The 21,983-nt window shown below is 51.0% G+C and carries 25 protein-coding genes and 1 pseudogene; 6 read left to right on the top strand and 20 right to left on the bottom strand.

The window, feature by feature from the left end; genetic code table 11:
- Nucleotides 1-172 precede the first annotated feature (172 nt).
- The gene (locus H7A81_RS07385) at nucleotides 173-754 is read left to right on the top strand and encodes an Ail/Lom family outer membrane beta-barrel protein (RefSeq protein ID WP_182057134.1); all 582 of its coding nucleotides are present in this window, start codon (nucleotides 173-175) and stop codon (nucleotides 752-754) included.
- Between the two features lie 592 nt (nucleotides 755-1,346).
- Nucleotides 1,347-2,045 (top strand): hypothetical protein, encoded by a 699-nt coding sequence (locus H7A81_RS07380; protein ID WP_182057133.1) that lies wholly within the window; start codon nucleotides 1,347-1,349, stop codon nucleotides 2,043-2,045.
- A gap of 130 nt (nucleotides 2,046-2,175) precedes the next feature.
- Here the strand turns inward: H7A81_RS07380 and H7A81_RS07375 are convergent, their stop codons facing one another.
- The 8 genes from H7A81_RS07375 to H7A81_RS07340 form a co-directional block, all read right to left on the bottom strand.
- Nucleotides 2,176-2,601, bottom strand: coding sequence for a tail fiber assembly protein (locus tag H7A81_RS07375; RefSeq protein WP_182057132.1), 426 nt, complete (start codon nucleotides 2,599-2,601; stop codon nucleotides 2,176-2,178).
- A gap of 2 nt (nucleotides 2,602-2,603) precedes the next feature.
- Nucleotides 2,604-4,007: a hypothetical protein gene (locus H7A81_RS07370; RefSeq protein ID WP_182057131.1), complete on the bottom strand. Its 1,404-nt coding sequence runs from the start codon at nucleotides 4,005-4,007 to the stop codon at nucleotides 2,604-2,606.
- Between the two features lie 59 nt (nucleotides 4,008-4,066).
- Nucleotides 4,067-4,729 carry a hypothetical protein gene (locus H7A81_RS07365; RefSeq protein ID WP_182057130.1) on the bottom strand — a complete coding sequence of 221 codons (663 nt, stop codon included), beginning with the start codon at nucleotides 4,727-4,729 and terminating at the stop codon, nucleotides 4,067-4,069.
- Nucleotides 4,730-5,848, bottom strand: a complete 1,119-nt coding sequence (locus H7A81_RS07360) for a baseplate J/gp47 family protein (RefSeq protein ID WP_182057129.1) — start codon at nucleotides 5,846-5,848, stop codon at nucleotides 4,730-4,732.
- Nucleotides 5,849-5,860: 12 nt separating this feature from the next.
- Nucleotides 5,861-6,226: a phage tail protein gene (locus tag H7A81_RS07355; RefSeq protein WP_182057128.1), complete on the bottom strand. Its 366-nt coding sequence runs from the start codon at nucleotides 6,224-6,226 to the stop codon at nucleotides 5,861-5,863.
- Nucleotides 6,227-6,232: 6 nt separating this feature from the next.
- Nucleotides 6,233-6,754 carry a baseplate assembly protein gene (locus tag H7A81_RS07350; RefSeq protein ID WP_255478913.1) on the bottom strand — a complete coding sequence of 174 codons (522 nt, stop codon included), beginning with the start codon at nucleotides 6,752-6,754 and terminating at the stop codon, nucleotides 6,233-6,235.
- A gap of 74 nt (nucleotides 6,755-6,828) precedes the next feature.
- The gene (locus tag H7A81_RS07345) at nucleotides 6,829-7,944 is read right to left on the bottom strand and encodes a phage late control D family protein (RefSeq protein WP_182057127.1); all 1,116 of its coding nucleotides are present in this window, start codon (nucleotides 7,942-7,944) and stop codon (nucleotides 6,829-6,831) included.
- On the bottom strand, nucleotides 7,941-8,936 hold the full coding sequence (locus H7A81_RS07340) for a hypothetical protein (protein WP_182057126.1): 996 nt from the start codon (nucleotides 8,934-8,936) through the stop codon (nucleotides 7,941-7,943). Before H7A81_RS07340 ends, H7A81_RS07345 begins: the two co-directional genes overlap by 4 nt.
- Before the next feature lie 91 nt (nucleotides 8,937-9,027).
- Here H7A81_RS07340 and H7A81_RS07335 point away from each other — a divergent pair, with 91 nt between their 5' ends.
- Together H7A81_RS07335 and H7A81_RS07330 are read left to right on the top strand one after the other, a co-directional pair.
- Entirely contained in the window at nucleotides 9,028-9,231 is a 204-nt protein-coding gene (locus H7A81_RS07335; protein ID WP_182057125.1) for a hypothetical protein, read from the top strand.
- A 530-nt stretch (nucleotides 9,232-9,761) separates the two neighbouring features.
- Nucleotides 9,762-9,947 (top strand): general stress protein, encoded by a 186-nt coding sequence (locus H7A81_RS07330; RefSeq protein ID WP_182057124.1) that lies wholly within the window; start codon nucleotides 9,762-9,764, stop codon nucleotides 9,945-9,947.
- 165 nt (nucleotides 9,948-10,112) lie between these two features.
- Here H7A81_RS07330 and H7A81_RS07325 read toward each other — a convergent pair whose 3' ends face one another.
- Nucleotides 10,113-12,125: a hypothetical protein gene (locus tag H7A81_RS07325; RefSeq protein ID WP_182057123.1), complete on the bottom strand. Its 2,013-nt coding sequence runs from the start codon at nucleotides 12,123-12,125 to the stop codon at nucleotides 10,113-10,115.
- A 173-nt stretch (nucleotides 12,126-12,298) separates the two neighbouring features.
- Entirely contained in the window at nucleotides 12,299-12,568 is a 270-nt protein-coding gene (locus H7A81_RS07320; protein ID WP_182057154.1) for a hypothetical protein, read from the bottom strand.
- An 881-nt stretch (nucleotides 12,569-13,449) separates the two neighbouring features.
- On the opposite strand from H7A81_RS07320, the gene H7A81_RS07315 reads away from it, so the two are divergent.
- Nucleotides 13,450-14,181, top strand: a complete 732-nt coding sequence (locus H7A81_RS07315; RefSeq protein WP_255478908.1) for a HipA family kinase — start codon at nucleotides 13,450-13,452, stop codon at nucleotides 14,179-14,181.
- Nucleotides 14,178-15,008, top strand: a complete 831-nt coding sequence (locus tag H7A81_RS07310; protein WP_182057121.1) for a DUF3037 domain-containing protein — start codon at nucleotides 14,178-14,180, stop codon at nucleotides 15,006-15,008. Before H7A81_RS07315 ends, H7A81_RS07310 begins: the two co-directional genes overlap by 4 nt.
- Before the next feature lie 200 nt (nucleotides 15,009-15,208).
- On the opposite strand, the gene H7A81_RS07305 is transcribed toward H7A81_RS07310, so the two are convergent.
- The 10 genes and pseudogenes from H7A81_RS07305 to H7A81_RS07260 form a co-directional block, all read right to left on the bottom strand.
- A complete protein-coding gene (locus H7A81_RS07305; protein WP_182057120.1) occupies nucleotides 15,209-15,517 on the bottom strand; it encodes a hypothetical protein in 309 nt (102 codons plus the stop codon).
- 183 nt (nucleotides 15,518-15,700) lie between these two features.
- A complete protein-coding gene (locus H7A81_RS07300; RefSeq protein WP_182057119.1) occupies nucleotides 15,701-15,985 on the bottom strand; it encodes a hypothetical protein in 285 nt (94 codons plus the stop codon).
- A 49-nt stretch (nucleotides 15,986-16,034) separates the two neighbouring features.
- Nucleotides 16,035-16,913: a signal peptidase I gene (gene lepB / locus H7A81_RS07295; RefSeq protein ID WP_255478907.1), complete on the bottom strand. Its 879-nt coding sequence runs from the start codon at nucleotides 16,911-16,913 to the stop codon at nucleotides 16,035-16,037.
- Nucleotides 16,914-16,940: 27 nt separating this feature from the next.
- Nucleotides 16,941-17,600 (bottom strand): thioredoxin domain-containing protein, encoded by a 660-nt coding sequence (locus H7A81_RS07290; protein ID WP_182057118.1) that lies wholly within the window; start codon nucleotides 17,598-17,600, stop codon nucleotides 16,941-16,943.
- Nucleotides 17,601-17,710: 110 nt separating this feature from the next.
- Nucleotides 17,711-18,199: a hypothetical protein gene (locus H7A81_RS07285; protein ID WP_220458101.1), complete on the bottom strand. Its 489-nt coding sequence runs from the start codon at nucleotides 18,197-18,199 to the stop codon at nucleotides 17,711-17,713.
- A 169-nt stretch (nucleotides 18,200-18,368) separates the two neighbouring features.
- Nucleotides 18,369-18,749: a hypothetical protein gene (locus H7A81_RS07280; protein WP_182057117.1), complete on the bottom strand. Its 381-nt coding sequence runs from the start codon at nucleotides 18,747-18,749 to the stop codon at nucleotides 18,369-18,371.
- Between the two features lie 8 nt (nucleotides 18,750-18,757).
- On the bottom strand, nucleotides 18,758-19,189 hold the full coding sequence (locus tag H7A81_RS07275) for a hypothetical protein (RefSeq protein WP_182057116.1): 432 nt from the start codon (nucleotides 19,187-19,189) through the stop codon (nucleotides 18,758-18,760).
- A 46-nt stretch (nucleotides 19,190-19,235) separates the two neighbouring features.
- Nucleotides 19,236-20,864, bottom strand: coding sequence for a phage tail protein (locus H7A81_RS07270; RefSeq protein WP_182057115.1), 1,629 nt, complete (start codon nucleotides 20,862-20,864; stop codon nucleotides 19,236-19,238).
- 34 nt (nucleotides 20,865-20,898) lie between these two features.
- Nucleotides 20,899-21,690: a hypothetical protein gene (locus H7A81_RS07265; RefSeq protein ID WP_182057114.1), complete on the bottom strand. Its 792-nt coding sequence runs from the start codon at nucleotides 21,688-21,690 to the stop codon at nucleotides 20,899-20,901.
- Between the two features lies 1 nt (nucleotide 21,691).
- Nucleotides 21,692-21,983, bottom strand: a pseudogene (locus H7A81_RS07260) (hypothetical protein); the annotation flags it as partial.

The following is a 21,983-nucleotide window of genomic DNA, read 5'->3' as shown; positions in this document are numbered from 1 at the left end:
TTGATTTAATCTATACGTCTCATTATTGCCAGCAAGCAGCACTCCTCCCCCTGGCCTGATTTTCAGTTAATAAAGTCGGTTAACTGAATCGCTCTCATTCTAAATTATCCCCCGGTTCAGGAGATTGATCCCTGAATATGCAATTTTAAATCATTTAACACCGGGAAAATTTATGTCATTAACCAGAAGGCTCACTTTCACGCTGGCATTACTGACTCTCAGTTCTGCAGGGTTTGCCAAAGATATTAACCATCCTGAAGATTTGCTCAGGCCAAGTCTGTTTCTTGGATATGAGCAAGGTAAGTTAAAAGACTTTGGTACTTTACGCGGACCTAATTTTAGTTTTCATCTGGAAACAGATTACCCTGTTGGTTTAATGGGTTCACTGACGGCCATGAAGAATGACTGGGATTTTCATGACAGAAACAGCAGTACGCCTAAATCAGGAGAAACGAAGCCGCCCAAAAGAAATGCGGAATACTACTCTGCCATGATCGGCCCCACCACCCGGGTTAATGATGTTGTCAGCCTGTATGCGCTGGCAGGTATTTCGCACACACGGGTTAAGTTAATTGAGAATGTAACCGTCGATTCAACGACCTCATCTAATGCGTTTGCCTGGAGTGCAGGTGTCATGGCAAATGTAACTAAAAATCTCCTGCTAAAAGTAGGTTACGAAGGATCCGCAGCTGCTTTCAACGGTAAAAAACATCCTCTCAACGCATTCATGATTGATGTCGGCTATCGATTTTAACCATTAGCCTAAACAGCCCATCACGGATGGGCTTTGTTTAATAAAAGCCACAGAACTCAACATGACATTCTCTTCTTCATTTCTCGAAACACTTACCTGTAAATGATGAAAGGAAAGAAAGGGTTTCATAGGTGAGACAAAGCAAAAGGTATGTATTAACGGAAATAATACATCCTGACATACTTTTTATACAAAGCGCTGAAATAACATCACGCAGATTGCTTTAATTTGAGCCTGTACTGTTAACCAGACCGGGCCCGAAGATGCACACCACCGCTCACTTCACCTCAGCCTGATAACAATTGTCGCTTATTAGCATCGTCAATATACAGGAGGAAGCATGAGGAGTTTTGTACTCGGCTGGGTATTTGCAGCCACATTTTATACGTGTCTTGATGTCACTATTAAAATTTATAAAACTCTGGGAGGAACTCATCATTACATTATTTATGCTGGCATTATGATAAACATCATCATGAACTATCTCATACTGGGTGTTTTACGTCGTAAAAATCCATGGCAGTAACCATCTGGTAAAGACGCTACGCAGAAATACACGAAACCCTTTTCATATCGCTAAAGGATAATTTGCATGTCACACTCAAATTCACTTATTGATGAAGCTAAAAACAAAGATTATTTTTACAAAAGGATGTCAGGTAAAGATGGTCGCCTTGTCTATTTTCCCGGCAATCTTCCGGTGACGTTCATTAAAAACCCACTTAATTTAAAGATGCAGTTGATTACGCTGGAGGGCTGTGGAGGTGGGATATTTTATAAACCTGAGGCATTGCATGATGCTTACCAGCTTTATCTTGCTATAACTCTGCTTGTTGAAGCACAGCGCAGGTGCCGGGGATTGGGCTCCGCACTGCCGAAACCATCAGATTCACAGGAGGTGAGTGTTCTTGAAGCGTTTAAAGGCAAAATTCCTAACCAGGGAGGCCTTGACCCTCATGCAGGTCTCGAATATCTACTGATGTATACAAAACAAAAAAAGGTGGCTTATTTCTTACATTCAATTCCCAGTGAATTTTATTCTAATCCTCTTGGCCTGAGTTTACGCCAACGGGATACCCCTTGCGGACTGGGTGTTATCTATTATGTAGAGGGAAAAGAGAAAGAGGCGGAAAATTTGTTTTTTGAAATTAAAAGCAGTAAGTCTGCGCTGGATTTTGATGCCAACACACGTATCGGCAAGATTCTTGGCTACAAAAGCGATGACATTGATGAGTACAATGAATTTCTTGTCGACAGATCGTCATGCCGGTCATCCGCCGGGCATGAATGATTTTCTTCAGGATCGTTCTTTCATAACGATGAAACTGTTCAGTGGCCATCTCAACGCCGTGTCACAAATTAGTCTGCATTAGCGGATTTTTTATTACAGGATGTCATCTGGCATCCTGAATGATCTGTTTTCAGATTTCTGGTGCTGAAGGCCAACTCTTCACTTTACCAAGACTGGGGTCTGTTCTGTAAATCTTCTCAAAATGCTCTTTCCACAACCTGAGCCTGATTTCCTCGGCACTGTTTAGCTTGCCCAGATCTTTGATAATACTCAGTCGAAAAATCTCCTGCTCCGCGTTTCTGAGTCGTTTTTCCTTTTCGCTGAGATCATAAGTACATTGTTCGGCCGCGCACATCATTGGTAAATTTTCCCACACCGGCAGGCCATTGTTATCTACAGCCCTTTTTTTGCCTGCAGGAGGGCAGCCTGAGTATGTTTCCCAGATGTCATTCGTCACGGGAGTTACATCTTTTGCCCAGCTACCATTAGCCTCATAGCGTTCCTGTAAGTCTAAAATAAAAAACACATTTTCTTTTGCACTGAATCCTATGCCCATGACTAAAATCCTATCGCATGCCAGTAAAACTTTTTCTCATCATTACCCAGTAATATTTTAAATTGCCTTGCGGTCACGTAACTTATGATGCCGTTCCAGGAGCTTTTAGGAGAATCACCGTGAAAAGCAATCTGGACTGACAGACAACACATAGGGAATTTCACGGGAAATTTTACGATGGTCTCCTGATTATTTCTCTCGGCCAAACCGCCCTGAATGATCAACCCTGAGTTTTTTTCATAATAAATCCACGCACTTTCATTTCCGGATATTTTTGCCTGACCTTTTACCCAAGAAAACAAATCATTTTTTTCCGTTCCTTTTTTCCTCCAGCGTTCACCTTCGATATTTCCGTCGCTGCAGAGTTTGCAATTACCAACGGTTAATTCTTCAGTAATCGCGAGTTTGCCATCAATTACTCCGCCCTTTAACGAGAGGAAATTTTTCCTCAGTTCTCCTCCAGAACAACCCGCCTGGTCAATAACCCATGATGACTGGCTCTCATTCCATATGACCTCAACGATGCTGCCTTTGATTATGCTTCCTGCCTGAAGTGTCTGACCTTCGGACGTGACAATGGCGTGAGAGGGATGACGATCAACCGTTAATGAGCAAGATTCAGTGTTTGCGTTAGTGGCGCGGAAATAGAGTCGCATGCCATCTTTTAGCGATTTTATCGCCGGCTGGAAAGTTACTGCGTAGGTGTTTGCACTCCCCCGGTCTGTCCCGATCGTGAAGTGAGCATGCTGAAGCGCAGTTATCAGACCGTCCTTCGGCATAAAAGGCGCGCCTGGATGCATGGATATATCACGTTCAGACAGGCTAGTGGCTCCGTGTTTAACAGTGATGATCCATGCAGGGTAATAATCAGCATCCGCATCTGGCATTTTCTGTGTGCCTGTCGGTGCTGAGCCTCCAGGCTTAAGATCCATAATGCATCGTCCCGCCCTCACGGTCCGTTGTGCTTTACCACTGTTGCCAGGGCCACTGTAGCCGGCTGCGGGATTAGCCGCGTTATAATACGGCAGTACCATCTCCCCGGTATCTTCATCAAAATACTTAACCTGCAGCAGATAACAGATGCTATGGCCAGGAGCTTTTGGTGGTGCCAGCTCTATGTCCTGAGCTTTGGCAAAACCCTGTTTGAGTATTTTCGAATCTGTATCAGCACCAAGCGTTGAGAACGATGTGCGATCGATGTCTTCGAGTGAATAAATCTGACCTTCAGAAATATGTACGCTAAGCGATTTGTGGCGACACGGCTGGCACTCTAGTCCGTATAAAAAAGTACTGCTGCCCAGTATGGCCTCAGCCAGTCTGGCAATGCCGATCATGGCGAATTTGTTCGTCAGCAACAGGTCTGTCTCCAAAGGGATTTGCCCTGGATAAACAATTTTGCGATCCATTGATACTCCGGAAGAGATTGAGGTTCTAAGATGGATGGTGTTGAAATATGCAGAGGGATTTAATGCAGTCTGACCCAGATGATGGTGCCTTCTGACTTTGCGTCGGCAATGGCACTGAACATGCTGGCATCCTCTGGTCCCCGGTTAACCGTACTGGCCTGCATGTAAGCACCCCGGGCTTTAACGCTGTAACCTGATGGTGAAGCCTTATAGCCAGCGATCGACGCGTGAATTTCCAGTGGGGGCATTGTCACCCTGATGAACGCCTGGCAGGGATGCATGACAGAGCCGTACCTGCCAGCACGCCCGTAACCATTTACCGGCATGTTGTAGCCACCGGTATCAAGTGGTCGCTGAGGCTCAAATACATCAGGCGCATGGCCAGTCAGCCCCATCACAACATCCTCAATGGACTTGCGTGTACCGCTTTCCCGGAACAGGCGGTTCTGAATGCGAAATCGGTAGACGTCGTCTTCTTCTCCAGCCCAGCGCCGTAGTCTGCGGCCAAAATAATCATGAGCTATGAGGTCGAGCCAGCCATCGCTTGCAGTCAGCAGGCGCGTTTGTTTCCGGGCATACCCATACAGTGCATAACACCATGAGAGTCCTGCCGCGCACAGTTCAAAAGCTGCGTTAAGAAAAGGGCTATCTTCGCTAAACCAGCCGGGCGGCAACAGTCTTAGCAACCTTGCCTTCATGTCTTCGTTATCACCAGTCGCCATTCATTCCACCCTGAGGTCGCCAAGTTTGATCAGCTGAATCAAACTGACATTCACATCCGCTTTACCTCCACCAACCTGCATCAGTGTCACATTGGTGACTTCCGGACTTGCCGCATAGGTCACTCTGATGAGCTGAGTGTAAGAAAGCGACTGACCAATCCGCAGTGCCGCGAAGTATTGCCGCAGTGCAGCTTCAATCAATGCGATCACGGCCTGTTTTACAGCACCGTCTGAGATGCTTATCGCTGCAGTAACACTGATGCTGTGGATTATGGGCGGGAAGACCCCATAGACGATGGTGAAAGCCCTATAACCTTCTATGGCCAGAATGACCTGTTCGATAAATTGTCGGGACGGCGGATCGCTGCCGTTATCCACCACAGCAAAAAAATATCCAGGCTTATGCAGACCTTCGAGGGTCTGATTTTCCGTCAGCGTCCAGGAACGGCAACCCGGTACGGTACTGATTGCATATTCCAGGGCGGCTCTGGTGCCACGTGCCAGGGAAGCGATCCAGCGAACGAAGCGCGCCCGGAAGTCAGGATCGCTTTCGGCATCATTGCCTCCGGTCATCGGGGAGGTATTGTTCACCGTGTCCACGAACGGAATCGCCCCTGTAATGACAGTGACCATCCCTGCAAGGGCGTTGCCAGGTGAACCAGCACGTATCGCTCTGACCGGCACCAGCAAAGTGGAAACGCCAGGATTCATGACATAACCATTCAGTTCATTATTAAATGCTGCATTCCCGGTATCAGGCACCACGGAATATAGCTGAGAGCCGTCGCGGGTTTTCACCTCGGTGCCAATGGTAATGACTGCCTGAACGGATGCAGTAAATCTGCCGAAGACGACCTGGCCCACAGCGGCTGTCGCAGCCTCACGGTAGAAACCAAAGTCGGCCATCCAGCTGTCGAGGTCTTCACCTGAGCAGGTGGACGCGCGCGTGGTGACCAGCAGTTTCACAATAAGTTGCTGCAGCCACATGACCACACCCGCATTGGACTCAGCGAGCGATCGCAGGATGCTGCCGATTGATACATCCACCAGGCCGCGGGCACGCGACTGCAGCGCAATCACCTGGTCACCGACCAGGTCACGGAAGGATTTAATATTCATCAGGAAGGTGATTTATCGGGTGAGATCAAACAAAAGTGACTGCGCGGTGCCGCTGACAGAATCGTGATAGCGAATCTGAACACTTACGCCCTGCTCAACCAGCGTAAGAGACACGACCGGAGGCGGAACCGGGGCGACACACGCCTCCAGTAACATCTGTCCGGAAATAAGCGTTTTGAGTTCGGCCAGATTCAGTCCCGCACCGACTTTGCTCCCCAGCCCTGCGCCATAATCAGGATGAAAGAGATAGTCACCCGGGTTGGTCATCAGGCGACGCAAAATGCGCTGTTTGCCCCTTTCCGGACCAGACGCCTGTCCCAGGTCACCCGTGGATGAGCTTTTCAGGTCACCGCCGACGTAGTGCCAGATGTCATACATGAAAGGTTACTTCCTCATGAGTGTATCCGGTGCTTCTGACAGAGCACCGCTACCATGGCCAATGTGACGATGCCCGTCATAGACGATACGGATCTTTGCGATAGCACCGAATTGGCCATTCCAGTCAAAAATGTTCTTTTTGACCTTAAGGTTTTGGTCCATCAGCACATCGCCCCCGGTGAAGTGATGCAATGGGGCGTCAAAGATAAGCTTTTCCGGGGCGCTCAGGATCACTTCCCCGCTGTTCAGGAATTTGAGCAACCCGCCTTTCTTATGGACAAGCCAGAACTCACCGGATGGAGGGCCCGGACAACGGTCTTCATCATTATAAAACTGTCCGGTAACCATACCCGCGCCAGGCAGGCCTCCGTCAAAATCAATTTCTGCCACCGCGCCTATCATCGGCCCGGCGGCAAATCCCCAGCCGTTGCCTACCCAGGGCGAACTCAGCGGTATCCACCCTGTTTCTTCGCTGGTGGGCTGCAGCTGGACTTTCACGGCATAACTCGCCGGGTCATAACTGGTAATGATCCCCTGCCGGGCCTGACTGGTTCCGGCAACTGACTACTGCGCCGTGGCAGCCATCACCTGCAACAGCGCCCTCACGGCATGACCTCTAACGCCGGACTGTGATTACGTCCTGAAAGTGTCATGATGTAGCCGGTATCGCAACTGACCGTCCGGCGCACCCGGTCGCAGTGGTAATGCTGATCGAACGGGCTGTTGGTCCCCTCAATCCGAACCCGTGTGTGGGGAGTAAGAACCGTATCGCCGGCTACCGACCCGGTGAACTTCATCTCATGCTGGATAATCTGCTGATAAAGACTGCGCGCCAGCGTCTGTGCTGTTTCAGGTGTCAGTCCGTTACGGATAACCCGCCAGACTTTCCCTTTTGTGACGGCCCCTCCGGGTGAAGGGTGATGCGACTTTTGCGGATAGGTGACCATAAATTGCCTGTTTTTGCGTTTAGCATTCCAGCTGAGCACCTCCACCGTGACGCCACCAGAGATGGTCAGCGCGCGCGAAAAGGTCAGGTCGTCAGACATATTGCAGCGTGGATATGCCAGTGCTCCTGGCGGCTGCCAGCGGATAACATAATCCTCACCACTCTGAGCCTGTTCAGCCGGACCGAAATAAAGCTCCTCACCTTCAATCCGGACAATGAAGTTTTCGAATCCGGCCAGTGACGTCAGGATGTCCCATTCGGTCTGTTCTCCGGTCAGGTGCGCCGTATCGATCTGATAAAACTCCCCGTACCGGTGCCGGGTTGGCGTCACTCTGGGTATCAGCCCCCGACGTGTCGCAATCTGCGTGGCAATCTCCGAACAGGTCATGTTACGGAAGCTTTCTCCCGTCACTTTGGCATCGATGAGCCGAGCTGTCAGGTCTCGCCCTTCCGCCGTGATTTCGAAGCGTCCGGGGGTGTAATGCCACTGATCAATTTCACCCGTAATCAGTTTCCGCTCCCGGGTACCCGATGCTTCACCTACGCACACGGTCAGCTCCGTCCGGATGACTTTTTGCTTTGCCCACCAGCTCAGCAGCGACATCTCTGCCGGTAGCGCTGAAATGGCCAGCGTCAGGTCAAAAACGGATGCACCCCGGTAGGCCGTGTCCTCCACACTGAAGGACACGAACGGAACCTGATGGCCATTCAGGACGCAGCGGCCGGAAATCTGGCGAACCGCTGGCGGGCTTGAAAGAGAGAGGTTGATCATGGCTTATTTGCAGGTTTAAGAGGAACTGTGAGTGTCTGAATACCCGTGAGCTGGGGGTCATCCAGTCCGTTAACGGCTGCAATGTCTGGCCAGAGAGTGGCATCGCCGTATTCTTCTGCTGCAACCTGATACAGATTGCCACCCGAGAGCGTGATAGTTTTTATTCCCTCCGCGGTCTGGCCGGCATTCACGTTTTTATCGAGCCGGCCGAGCACATCCTGCAACCGGTACAGCGCCGGAATGCGCGTGGCGTGGTCCAGCTGCGCCAGCAGGTTCCTGACCGTTCGATCAATCGGGTTTCCCGGTATGAGCCCACCCAGTGAGGTGATCTCGCCTGCAGCGGCCTCCAGCAAAGCCAGTTCATGCTGAATAATATTGCGTGCAGCAATGAGTGGCCGGATGACGGTCTGAATCTGATCGACCGTGGCGTGAGCGAAATCTGAGACCTGTTTCACCGCGTCGTGAAGTGTTTTCACCGCATCCGCCACGGCTTCCACATCAATGACGCTGGCCAGCCCCAGCGCACGACCAATATCGCTGTCGATCAGTCGCTGCAGCGCACCTGATAACGCATCTGTTTTCTGCGGTGAACCATCATTGCTGACGATTGCCACTTCAAGGCTATAGGGGCGGCGCCAGACAAATTCATAGACGGGGTTAAAAGCTGTAATGACCACGGTGAACCGGTAAGTGTCCAGCAGCAACACCAGCGGCCTCCCCTCATCACGCATACGCTCAAGGGCACTGACGCGTTCACCTGCATGAGCACCTGTAATCACACCGGACCAGCTCAGCGGATCATATTCCGTTCCCAGGACATCGAGGACGCGCTGACCGCCGATCATCTGGTGCGGCACCGTTTTCTGTCTGCCGGTAATCGCCACACGTTCGGGGACTTCGAATTCTATGAACTCAAACTCACCCAGCATCAGTCGGGTGACGGTCGGATCGATACCTTGTGCAAAGTGCATCAAAGAATTAAGAAATGACATGTGGCTTTTTACCTGTGTCCGCCCCATACGGCAGCAAGCTAGCGTTATCCAGGCTACGCTGGGAAATACCTGTTTAATGTGGGATAACGTGATGAAGTTTGAAAATCAGGATGCATTCAAGATGACGGTTGCCTACCTTGAGCATAAAGAGAACCTCGCAGCGGCAACGGCCTATTTCAAAAATTTTCTTGAGACATACGAAAAGTTTGACCGTTGGCTCTCCTCACCGGAGCCGATAAAAACCATGGATGAGGAAAAGAGAGCTGCCAAAGCCAGCCCGGACTCGTTGCTTTGATAATGCCGAGACAAACATTTGGGATAAGTTTGCAATGTTCTGAGGCCAGGTTAAGCTGAAGTTGTCCTTTCCTCTTCAGGGACATCCGTCAAACTTTTGGCAATACCCCCACCCCTTTTCATTGCCGCCCGGCTACCGCGCAGGTTCCGGGCCTTTATTTAACGATGGTTGTTTTCAGCTAAACGTTGTCAATTTCAACCTTACCGCTTCGCATGCAATCCTCACCATACCAACTAGTCTAATACAGTCTCTTACTGCCCTGTGATGAGATAAGCTGTGTTTGGAAATGTTGGGCACAGGATTGTGCCAGCCCGGTTGCCACCACTCCCGGGCTTTATTTTTTTCTGACTTCTCCTTTTGCTCTGCCTCGCCAGAGCACGCTCCACTTAACCCAAATTTCGCCATATTCTTTGCTCTGATTCAAATAATTAGCCTGCTTTTCATGTGGAAAAGCCGTTATGCCTGGCTAAAATTTTTTTCGTTAGTGGCTGGCCCTTTAATCTTATGGAACCCTGAAATGAGGTCTGACTATGAATGAACCAACACGCAGAGGTGGCGCAGGAAACTTCGCCAACGATCCTGAACGAGCAAGAGAAGCTGGTGAACGCGGAGGCCGAGCCAGTGGAGGCAACTTCAAAAATGACCCTGAAAGGGCCGTAGAAGCCGGAAGAAAAGGAGGCAGCGTCAGCCGCCGCCCGTCTAATCCGTCTGCCTGATTTGATAAGGGATCGTTTGCCAGGGACTGGCACTAAAACTTGTGCGAAGCTTAATTTGGAACTCTCCCCGGGCATAAAAGTGATTTCTGTATTTAATATGGTTTCGAACGGATTTAAGTACCTGCATTCGTTCACCGATATTTATCTCTGCGGCTTACTGAGATCTTATCTGCTGAGCTGACCCGGATGAAGCATCAACATGGAAGGATCGAAGCCACTGGCTCCGGACGGCGCGCGCGTGGCCTCCCTGACCTGATGACGAGTGACGACTTCCCCAACGGCTTTACCGTCAAGATGAAGAACGCTGTGTACCTGAACCAGCTGGTTGTTGCGATCAGGTATGGGTGGAGCTTCGTGCTGACGGTATATTCCGCGCATGCCGGATGCGAAATCGGGCGCACCGGTGCTTCGGCCCTGCGATGCCATAACTGCTGCGTAACCGGAGAGTGCGGCTGGCACCTTCGGCCCCCCTGTCAGCGCATTGATATCTGCCAGCAGAGACAGCGCCTGCCGTTTCACGCCCAGCTCGGATGATGTCAGGATATTCACGCCGGGCAGCTTGTTCAGCAGCCCGACAATGTAATCAAACAGGCGGCTGAATCCTGAGGTCAGTTTTCCACCAAACCGGTCAGACGCGGATTCGATCCCCTCCCACCAGGAAATGAAGTGATGCCCCATTCCCCTGACCACTTCCCAGGTATTGAAGGCGATCGTCTTCATCTCAAACCACATGCCCTTCAGTGAAGAACTAATCTGTGTCCAGTTACGGTAAATCAGCCATCCCGCTGCCGCGATACCGGCAATGGCCAGTGTCACCGGGCCGCCCAGCATGGCCGCTACCGAAGTGATAACGCCCAGACTGCCCACCAGCCGAGCAGCGGCGAGTGTAGCGCCGAACAACAGGATGCCCCCGGTTAACAGAGTTAACCCGGCAAGCGCGGTGGCAGAGTAGGCTGCGATTTTCACTGCCCACGGGTTGTCTTCTGCAAACTGACTGACCCTGTTCATGAAATGTGCCAGTCCGAGCGTGACGCGTGTCAGCGTGGGCAAAAGCTGCAGCCCAAGCAGCGCTTTCACGTTCGTCCAGGCAGAGTGCAGGGCCAGTGCAGCCCCATCCGGTGAGTTGAGATACATGTCGTAAGCATTGCTGTAATTCATCGCATTGTGAAAGACAGCCGCATCCTTACGCAATTTGGTAGCGTTAATAACATGCTGGGCATAAAACTGACCGGCATTACGGTTGAGGTATTCCCCCAGCATGTTGCCCACCTGCTCATCGGTGAGCTGACTTCCATAGCGCTGACGAATGCGGTCGGCCATCGCCGCGGCCAGCTGGTCAGGATGGGAAAACAGACGGGCGTATTCTGGCTTAAGTCCCCCACTGATGACGGATTCACTCCCCAGGCTCTGACGGTAAATGTCGCGTTCGGCTGGAGATAGCTTTGACATCGCTTCGCGCATCATTTTCAGACGCTCGAGGCTGACTACCTCATCCAGCATGCCAATTTCAGTCAGGAACCCTTTCGCTTTGCGGTCCATATGACCACCAATCAGCGAACTGAATCCTGTCATCATGGCGGTACCGGATTTGTTGCCCCCCTTGTCCATGCTCATCAGTCCGGCGAATGCGCCGTAGAGATAGTCAGGCGCAAGCATCATGTAAGAAATTTTGCCGGTCTGTGATGCCGCGAGATAGTCTTTGGGGCTGACGCGACCGCGGGATGCCAGCTGCACTTGGGACATCATGGCCAGTTCTTTTTCGAACATAGCGGTATTGTTGATGACACCGCCGCCACGGTGTTCAAGCGCCTTAGCCGCGGCATTGACCAGCCCATCCGTTGCGCCCTTGCCCAGCGCCATGCGCACAGTGGCTTCGTATTTCGCAAAGGAAGGTGCGGCCTCGATGGCGTGGTGCAGGTCACCAAAAGCAGTATGCAGGTCCTGGATGAGGCGAATGTTGCCGGCGATCGTGGTGCCCAGCGTCTTATGGGTCAGGGACTGCGCCTGTGCAGTGACTGATGCGTTTTCATAAGTGCTGAGGTTCAGCGTTCTGAAATCATTCTGCGCGCGAACGAGGTCTTTTGCAGCATGGAGTGTCGCATCCAGCCCCTTAGTGATAACCAGACCTGCCGCGGTGAAGGCTCCTCCTGCGATCGTCATCCGGCCAATCTGCTTCATTCTCTGCTGAAACAGCTCAGCCTGCTGATTGGTGTCCGCGAACTTGCGGGATACGGCGAGCAGGCCAGCGGAGATGTTTTCAGTCAGGCTGAGCCTGACTGCGACTTTATAAGCCTCGAAATCCATCCACACTCCGTTTTAATCAATAAAAAAACCCGCATTCGCGGGTTCAGTTATGCTGCATGGTTTTTACGCCATTCATCGACCATTTCTCGTGACACTTCTTTCTTATAGCAGATCGGCGCAAACCCTCCCTGCTTGCTCCATGCGCTCCTCCTGCCACAACTGCTGCCGTTGCGGGCAGAGTTAAATGGGCAGGCGCAGACACCCGGGTAAGACGCAATTGAATCTTCGATGATCAACTGACGAATCTGGTCGTCGGTCTGTTTTGTTGATTTCGCTTCTGCTGCGCCAACAAAAAGTAAAGTGATGGCCATGGCCATTGAAATATTGATATTGCGTGTTTTCATGAATCCCTCCTTATGATTAGAGGGACAAGCTAGACCAACCTGACACAAAGCAATCGTGTGAAAAAGAACCATTTCATGCTTAATCTTGATCAGCAGCCTAAAGCAAATGCAGCAAACTCTTCTGAGACTAGGTCAGATATGACTTTATAAACCAGACAATGTTTTTTGATGTCAGTGAGGAGATTAGAACCATTGCATTAACTAGGAATATTCCTATAAATTTTATTGATAATTTAGCACCCTAGTCGTAATGTGATTTCGCCATTTGGCAACACAATCACACAGCGAGAAACATGATGAAAAAGGTAATGGCTATTTTTTGCCTCATTCTATCTATGGGTGCTTCAGTGAGTGCATTCGCGGGCAATTGTCAGCATAACGGCGATACAGCTGCAGATGGGTCACGTTGCGGGAATCGTTCTGCAGACGCTCGTCCGGGCGGCAACTAAAGACAAGGCCCACTCAGGTGGGCTATTTCTTAAGATAACGATGGGGGAAGATCCTCAGAATGGCATGCCAGTTAAATTCTCACAGTTGTTAGCCGATAACTAAACGCAAACAATTCACGGAGATCTTTTAATGGAACAGCCAAACCCTCTTGCAGCACTGTCCTTAATCATCTGGTTTCTGATGTTCATACCCTGCTTTCGCATGGCTCAGAAGGCTGGATTCGGATGGAAAATGGCACTTCTCCTCTCTTGTCCAGGTATCCATTTCATTATGCTTTACGTCTTTGCCTACAAGAAGTGGCCGACTGCCCCTTATCGATAAGCACTGTTCATTTGTCAGGATATGGCATTAAGAACAATCCGTGTATCTTTGCCTAACTAATCAACGCATGGATGATCTCAACGTTGGATTCCCCAAAAATCAGCGTCGTCGAATTTATCCGACGCATAAAAGAAGGCAGCACCAAGCCAATCCTCTGCCGATGCGATGATGGAAAAAAATACATCGTAAAATCAATGCCATTGATGCCACCTAAGCATCTTTTAGCTGAATTCATTTCTGCTTGCTTGGCTAGCGATCTTGGCCTGCCATTGCCAGATTTTAATGTCGTCTATATTCCTGAAGAGCTACTGGAATTTTCTCCCGAATTGAAAGACGAGATAAAATCAGGCTATGCGTTCGCTACACTTTACATTGAAAATGCCGTTTCTTTGACATTTGCCCAATCAAGGAATGAACGAGTTATCCCGGTCGATGAGCAAAAGAGAATTTACCTTTTTGACCGATGGGTCATGAATGGCGATAGGAGCCTCACTGCAAAAGGTGGCAATGTAAACATGCTCTACGACGTTCAGCATGATAGGTATTACCTTATTGACCACAATCTGGCCTTTGATCAGAATGCTGACGCAGGAGATTTTGACTATCACGTTTACTCCCACAAATCGAGGGAGTGGGCATTTGACATGGTCGATCGCGTCGTTCAGAAAGAAAAACTTCTAAACGCCTATTGCCGTATGCCCCACTTCTGGGAAGATGTACCAGAGGACTGGTGTGTTGATCAGGATTTCATCAACAGCATTGAGACTACGCTCACTAGAGCAGAAACAGATGAATTTTGGAGCAGCATCATATGACAACGCCTTGCTTATACAGCATCGTTAGATATTCACCCTACCCGGAAACTGAAGAGTTTGCGAACGTAGGTGTTGTCGTCTGCGCTCCAAAGGAAAATTATTTCGATTTTATGATGACAAATCGAAATGACTCGCGTGTTAGGAAGTTTTTTCACGATGATTGCATTTTCCCTTTAGCTAAAGATGCATTTTTTAGAGAACTTGGATTTGCCAAAAACACTGCTATCCAAATTAGCGGAGCGCAGTCTCTTTCTCAGTTTTTCCACTATTTCACAGCCAAACGCGAATCAATTTTTCATTTCAGCCAGGCCAGGGTTGTGCTTACAAACAATCCTAAAGAAGAAATGAATCTAATATATGATCGATATGTAAATCATAGCGATTACACTAAAGCGCGAAGAGAAGAAGTTTTAGCCAAAGAGCTTAAAAGAAGCATTGACAGAATAGATGCCCTCAAAAACCTCTATAAACCTCAAATAGTTAATGGAACATTGTCTAAGTTTTCGATGCCTCTTGTCGCTAAAAGAAATGACGTAATAACACGTGCTATAAAGCCCCTGGCGTTTGAGCAATCTGAGCCGGGTAAAATGATGGAGCATGGTGACACTTGGGTTATGAGGGTTACTCGGGCTGCAGAAGAAAAGCTACTGAAAGTGGAAGATGTCTTGTTCACTATCGAAGAGCCATTATCACCCACACTCGCTCAAGTTAGGGTACTTGATTCTATTAAGCTAAGCCTTGATAAGCATAAAATTACGCATATTCCTGCAAACGATCACCGTTCAGCAATTGAATTTGCCTCAAACATCATCGTGAATAGAACATAATTACAGGGCCCGATTTTAGGGCCCTGCTCTCATATTGCCACTCATCGCTTGCCGCTTCGCATGCAATTGCGATCACATCAGCTATGCTCTATGTGTCTCCTACTTCCCTGTGATGAGACCAATCTCTCGTTGGAAATGTTGGGCACAGGATTGTGCCAGCCCGGTTGCCACCACTCCCGGGCTTTTTGTTTTCTAGCCTTTCATTTTTTTTCTGCCACTTTCTTCAGGAACATCCACTGAATGCTGTAGGCGATCCCGCCGGGTGCCAGAACCCAGGCTGAAGAGGAATGCCCGTCCGTGCCCATGACCACGAATTTCATCCCGACCAGCTCCAGCAGTTCAACGACCTGCCGGTCCCATGTTTCCGCTATGCCGGTATCACCCGGAACGGCATCCACTTTGACCCGGGTGCCAGGCGGACAGGTGAAACGCGTGCATGTTCCGTGCACTTTGGCCATGATGTTATCCCAGCTGTCACCGTAATAAGTGTCACTGTCATTCACGTCCATCTCTCTCTGCGGCCCCGAGCGTCAGTGCCAGGAGGGATATTACCGTTAAGGTTTTCATAGCCTTCGCCCCCGAAATCACGCTGAGGCTTAACGCTGCCATTAATGGCATACGGTTTCCCGCAATTTTCAAAGGCTGTGACAGAGTATTAAAAAATCGAAAACCGCGCCTCACTGGCTCAGTGCTCAGCCAATCCGGGCATCTATGCGTAAAATTTCCTCTGTGGAAAGCTCACGCCAGCTGCTTCTGGTCAGGGCATAGTCTTTAAACACATCATCCATCGCTTCATTAAATGACATGTATAAATGGTCGCCCTGCACCGAATTATTTTCATAGTCGAAGTAGCGAATGATGAGATACACCACTTCACCATCAGTGGTTGTCATTCCGTACGCGACAAGGGCGGTGACGCCGTCCTCATCAGGCTCTTCCAGACCAGCGTGTAAATACCGGGGGTTTTCTGTAATCAAAATGACTTCCCTGTGCAGACGGTTTCAACTGAGGTGATGACGGCCAGCGTCAATTCAGAGGCCCGATACGGCTGAGTCTCAAGCCGGTCGGCCACGGCCAATCCTGCTTTACAAGGCTGAGCCAGATGCCGACAGCTTTACCCACCAGATTGCGCTCTGGCACGAATCCCCAGTAGCGACTGTCATAACTGTTGTTGCGATTGTCTCCCATCATAAAGTACTGACCTTCAGGCACCAACCACTCACCTGCGGGTAGCCCTTCCTGGTGGAAGAACTGACCCGTATCAGCCGTTCTGGCAGCGTCTTGCTGGATTTTATGGGTGATGCCTCCCAGCGTTTCATTCCGCTCAACAAGGTGCTGACCGTAATTAAATGAACCTAAGTGGTCTGCCGGTACCGGAGGTGTGTAGCTGATTGGGAGAGGCATGCGATCATCCCCCGCCCGTGCTGATACCGGGAGAATGGATAATGTCTGACTTTCCGGTTCAAACTTCACATGATCCCCGGGTAGTCCGATGACGCGCTTAATAAAAAGCTGTGAGTCGTCTGCCGGATAATGGAAAATCGCGATATCGCCCCGTTGCGGATGGCCTCGCTGTATTAGTGTTCTCTGATTGAAAGGGTTTTTAAAGCCGTACGTAAATTTATCTGCGAGAACAAAATCACCTTTAAGCAGCGTCGGTGTCATTGAGCCTGACGGAATGTGAAACGACTCCCAGCCAAAAGAGCGAATCAGTAATATCAGCAACAGCAGAGGCAACAGAGATGCACCTGTTTCCAGCCTGGACTGGGGTAACTTTCGTTTTTGAGTGGGAGTTGGAGGCAGTGCATTGTGGCTTTTGCTAGCCGCACGGTTTCGCCACAGCAGGATCCGGCACATACCGGCCAGAACAATGGCTACAGCCAGAAAGCAGGCGAAAATATTCACTGCAGTGTTCCCCTGATGCTCCTCAGGTTAAGAGTTTTTGAGTGCAGCATTAACAGCCCCCTCCAGCTCGCTGTATTTCGCAGAACCGGTCATGACTTTATCGCCAATCAGCAAGGACGGGATTTCTGTCAGACTGAGCTTCATGATTAATGACCGGTTAACTGCCAGCGGGGACAGCGTATCGGGACTGACCCTTGAGATGTGCACATCCGCCGCTCGCATAGCCGCCCGGATACTGTAGCCATCAATCATCCCTTCATAAGCCATAAGTGCGTGGTGGAAGGCTTCAAACTTCTCAGGCTGGAATTGCCATACCGTCAGGGCCATCCGTGCTGCTTCAGTTGGCTGACGGGGTGACGGGGCAAATTTATAGGTGACTGCGATTCGGGGGTTTGACCTGATAAGCCGACTAAGGCTGACATCTAACTGTCTGCAGGGCCGGCTGTTGTAATCGGTAAAACACACCAGAGTGAGTACAGGATTCTTTGCACCAGTGCGAGGTGACCACGGATCGTTGAGAAGATTACGACGAATGAGAGCCTCCGTCTCTGGCACTCTTTCAGGCGTGAAAGCCACCAACTCTGAGAGCGGAACGTGTAAAAAATGATGCGGCCTGTCGGCTGGCGGTTTTGGATATGCCTGACTTCCGGTCATGAGCATCATTGAGGCAATCAGAATTTTCAGCATTGTAACCCTCTCCATTCTTCATCGCAAAGTAAGCGGCTTATCCGACAAATATGCCTGATAAGCCAGGCGTAAATATGAACAAATTTCCGCGATAAAGTTTCTGCAAGATTTCAGATACTGCGGTGATATCCCAGTGATTTATGGATGGCTACTCCCTCGGTGATACCTCTGACCGCAGCACGGCCCAGAATCTTACGAATTTTATGCTCATTGTGAACGACGGCTGGCCCCAGTACCGGACGGGGTGGCATGTTCACTGTACCGAACTCAAACCACAATGCCCTTTTGTCTTTTGAGCCGATAACGGCTTCGAACCCCTGCGTTTCGTGCTCCCACGTATCACGGAACTCTCCGGTGCGTAGCAGCGGCGCTTCCGAGGGGAAACCCTTGCGCGTTTTATCAGCTTCGGTACTTTCTGCCAGTTCTGCCCAGTCCTGAAATGGACCAATAGCTGGCTGGTAAAACCCGATTTCGTCTTTGGCCGTCTGAACAATATGTTCAGCGACTTTTTCCAGCCCTTCGGTGAGACGTTTATGGACCGCAATCTCCATCGATGCAAACGTCACCGCAGCGTTTAACAGCCCTTCAATCTCTTTCATTCCTGCTTTTCCCAGGTCCACGTGTGCCAGTTGAACGTCGCGCCTTCGAGTTCTGTAAAGACGATGGCCATGGCATGACGCTCATGTCCCGACAGGTCACCGGCATTAAACACCATCCCGAACGGAACCCCGTTTTTAACCAGCCAGCAGCGGCTGCGAAAATCAGGGTTCAGAGCGAGTTTTTTGTAGCGGCCCTGCTGGCAGAGTCAGCTCCGGCGGCGTCCGCGGTCGGAAAAAATCGCTTCGCCAGTGCATCCATCCCCTCGCGGCCGAGTATGCTGATCATCGCATCGACCTGCGCCTGCGTCTGGGGAATGGCGTATTCGTCACCGTCAATCTCAGAGACGCGCGCGGCGGGAATGGCATAAACGTTCACATACACCGGATTCATGGCGGCTTCAGCGCCAATGGCCAGAATCAGCCTGGACTCCTGTAGCGGATCCAGTTCGCGGTATCGGATGGTCCGGCCACGAGAGTCTGTGACCTGGTCGGGCATGTCCGGCGAGACAGGTAATGCTTCGGACTGTTCGTGTATTGTGACTTTTACCATGATGAACCTCAGTTAACTTTCTTACGGCGACTGGCGGTGAATGTCAGTGTCTGGTTCACGGTCTTTTCGCCCTGCTTGTTGCCAGCATCGGTGAGATGAAATGACACCCCCTCATAGCGGAAAACGGAGACAGTGCCGTTCGCTTCGGTAATAGTCTCGGTAATCGTGCCGCGCGGCTGATCGATACCGTTGTAGTAGTTGTCTTCCCACTTTGCCCAGAAGTTATCCAGCGTGGCGTCCATTCGCTCTGCCGTAATGGTGCCGTGCCAGCCAGTGGGGATTTGCAACTCGTCGGTAATGCCGTTGAGCGGCGTAATTTTCTGCGTGCTGACCTGTGGTTTTGAGTCGAAGCTCATGATTTTAGGGATGCGCAGCTTGCCCGCGGGCGTGTTGATATCAACGGCGATATCACGGCCGACGGTGTAGCCAAGGGTTGGCATGGATTATCTCCGGATTGGATAGTGCTGCTGCCGCAGCGCGAGAGCATCAGTGATTTGAAACGGAGATGGACACGCTGCCACCGCCTTCCAGATTGACCAGGAAGAACCGCACCACGTTCAGATATTTGACCTGGATGTCGGCGGTCATGTACCCCAGCGCCACACGCGAGTCCGGGTTGTTGGTCTCATCGAGACGCACAGCAAAAGCCGGCCCGCCATTTGGATTACCGATCATCTTCAGGGTTTCAAGATTCGACAGGAAGGATTCCAGTGTGCTTTTGGTTTCCCGGCGCAGGTCGACTGTCTGATTGTCGCCCACCACGCTGCCGAAACTGGCCGCGATGGTCAGTGACAGGAAGTTGGTCATGCGCGTATAGGTGTCGTCATTCTGCGTGGGGTTCGATGAACAGTTACGGCCCGATCGCATACCAAAGTAGTTACCACCGGGACACGGATTCGTGATGACATCCAGTCGGGCTGCGTTGATCAGGCCAATTTCTGTACCGGTGTAGATGCGCCGATCCAGCTGACGCTGTGTTGCGATGATGCCAGGTATGCGTTTATTGAGCGTGGAGATATGTGGTGATCGTGCTGCAATATTCGCTGCCTCAAACGTGGCGGGGGCAACTAGCCGGTTTATCCCGTTGGTCGTATCTTTCCAGTAAGGCCAGTCGCCGATGAGAAGTTTAAAGTGCCAGTCATCCACGCCAGACTTATTCAGTGCATCAGACAGTGCTCTGAAATCGGTGGATTCAGCGCCCTGCGTGATCATGAACGCGCCCTCAGACTGAGAGAATGCCGTCATAGCTGGCCAGTGTTCTGCTGTGGACACATCAATCAGATTGATGACCTGCGAACCGGTGCTCCTCAGGGCATACATCCCCGAGCGAAGCCCTTCAGCGCTGTCTTCACCCACTACCTGTGAATCAGTAATCGGGCCAAGTACCTTTTCCACAGTTTTTTTATCTTTATCAACGATCTTAACTGTACATTGGTCTATGCCGTCGTTACCCCCGGCGAAAGCAATTTCATTGCGGGTGAAGTGGTCTACAATGACTGCAGCCTCTGATGCCGTCGTTGATTCATCCGCTTCAACACCCGCAAGGATAATCTGACTCGGCCCTCTGAAGGCATGCTGTCCATGATTAACAGCGTCAGCGATGACTGCGCAAATGTCCGGCACTTCCGTGCTCAGATTATCAAATACCTCCGCGATGACGCCGGGTAAACTGATGGTGAGTTTGATCGACTTCGCCGCAGCCCCCTTGCTAAGCCCTGCTTTGATTAAATTGCCGCGTGTTCCGCTGTAGAGCGCTGTCAGACAGAGCTTTTTCTTCGTCTTTTTGTGGCTGAATTCACCGCAGGCCGCTTTTTCACTGCCATTGGTCACACGGACGCAATTAAGATTTGCAGCACCCGTCTGCAGGGAAACCGCTACAGCCGTGGCAAGGTCATACCGGCGATTCTGCGGCGCGCCCAGAAAGAACGCCATATCGGTATCCGAAGTGATACGAAACGGCCGGTTGACCGGCCCCCAGCTGGCGACCCCAACCAGACCCAGACCGTCAGTGGGCACCCCGTTAATGTACCGCGTACGTGGCGGAACAATCTGGACATACAGGTCGGGCGCGGATAATGCGGCCGTGTTCAGGCTGCCCGCCTGATAAATGGGCATAAGAGACTCCGGATACGATTATTCGAAAGGAAATTCAGTGGCTGTTCAGGCTGAACGCAGTGGCGATGACTTCGGATGCCGTTGAATGCTGAGTGAGTGCGAAGTTGACGCTGAATATCAGGTCGCGGCGGTAGACGTGAAAGTTGCCGCCCGTATCGGATTCAGATTGCCGGGCATACAGCATCTGAGCCGGGACATGGTCGCCCAGGTCGATATGGTGCTGTTCGGATAGTGTCACATCCACCAGCGTACCGATGCGGTTACGCAGCACAGGCATGGGTGCCCAGACGGTTACCTGAAATTCTTTTACCTGCCTGCGAAGCTCGCGCACGACTGTCCCGGCAGTGGTGACGGTGGCAGTGATGTGTCCTGCGCTGAGGACCACGACGCGGCCGAAAATAACAGATGCCAGGGGTAATGTTTCCGACAAACGAGCTTTGACGCTGCTAAGTGTGATGCCGGCTGGAAAATGGAACCGGAATACCTTACTGCCCAGCGCTATCTGCACATTGGTGTCAGCCGTGACCTCACCTGACAGAGTAATGATGCTGCCATTCACGTTCACCTGCAGTGTCGGCTTACCCTTTGCCACTGTCCGAAAAGGTCGGCCTAAACCCGTGCTGACTTTGCGCTCGCTTGGCAATGGCCAGACGGTCACATGGGCAGCACCCGCTTCAATATCCCGCTGCAGCGCATCAGGCACAGGCCAGCCCGGATAGATTTTTACCGGAACGCCTGCCAGCGAGGTTTCGCTTTCACCGTCAGGGTACAGTGATGCGGCGACCCGTTGCGCAATGAACTGGCTGACATCCGAAACGTCTGCCATATCACACCATCGCCAGCATGGCGGTGATGCGCCAGCCCATGTGGGTCAGTTCGGTGCCCCCGGCGATAAACCGGCGGCCCAAATCGTCTATCAGGATATCGCCCGAACGGATCAGCAGCCCGTCAAAATCCGCTATCAGGACAGTAAACCAGGGGATGCGGACTTCAGAGGGCAGGCTCAGTGGGCTTCTTTCACCACGCGCGCCCATGAGAATGCTGGCGGTCCAGCCTGACAACAAGAACCTCTCACAGGCCTGTGTGGGACCGCCATAATACTGCAGGCCGGCATGTTCC

This window comes from Pantoea sp. ME81 (assembly GCF_903970985.1).
GTDB lineage: Bacteria > Pseudomonadota > Gammaproteobacteria > Enterobacterales > Enterobacteriaceae > Pantoea > Pantoea communis.
This window is presented reverse-complemented; position numbering and strand designations above follow the sequence as displayed.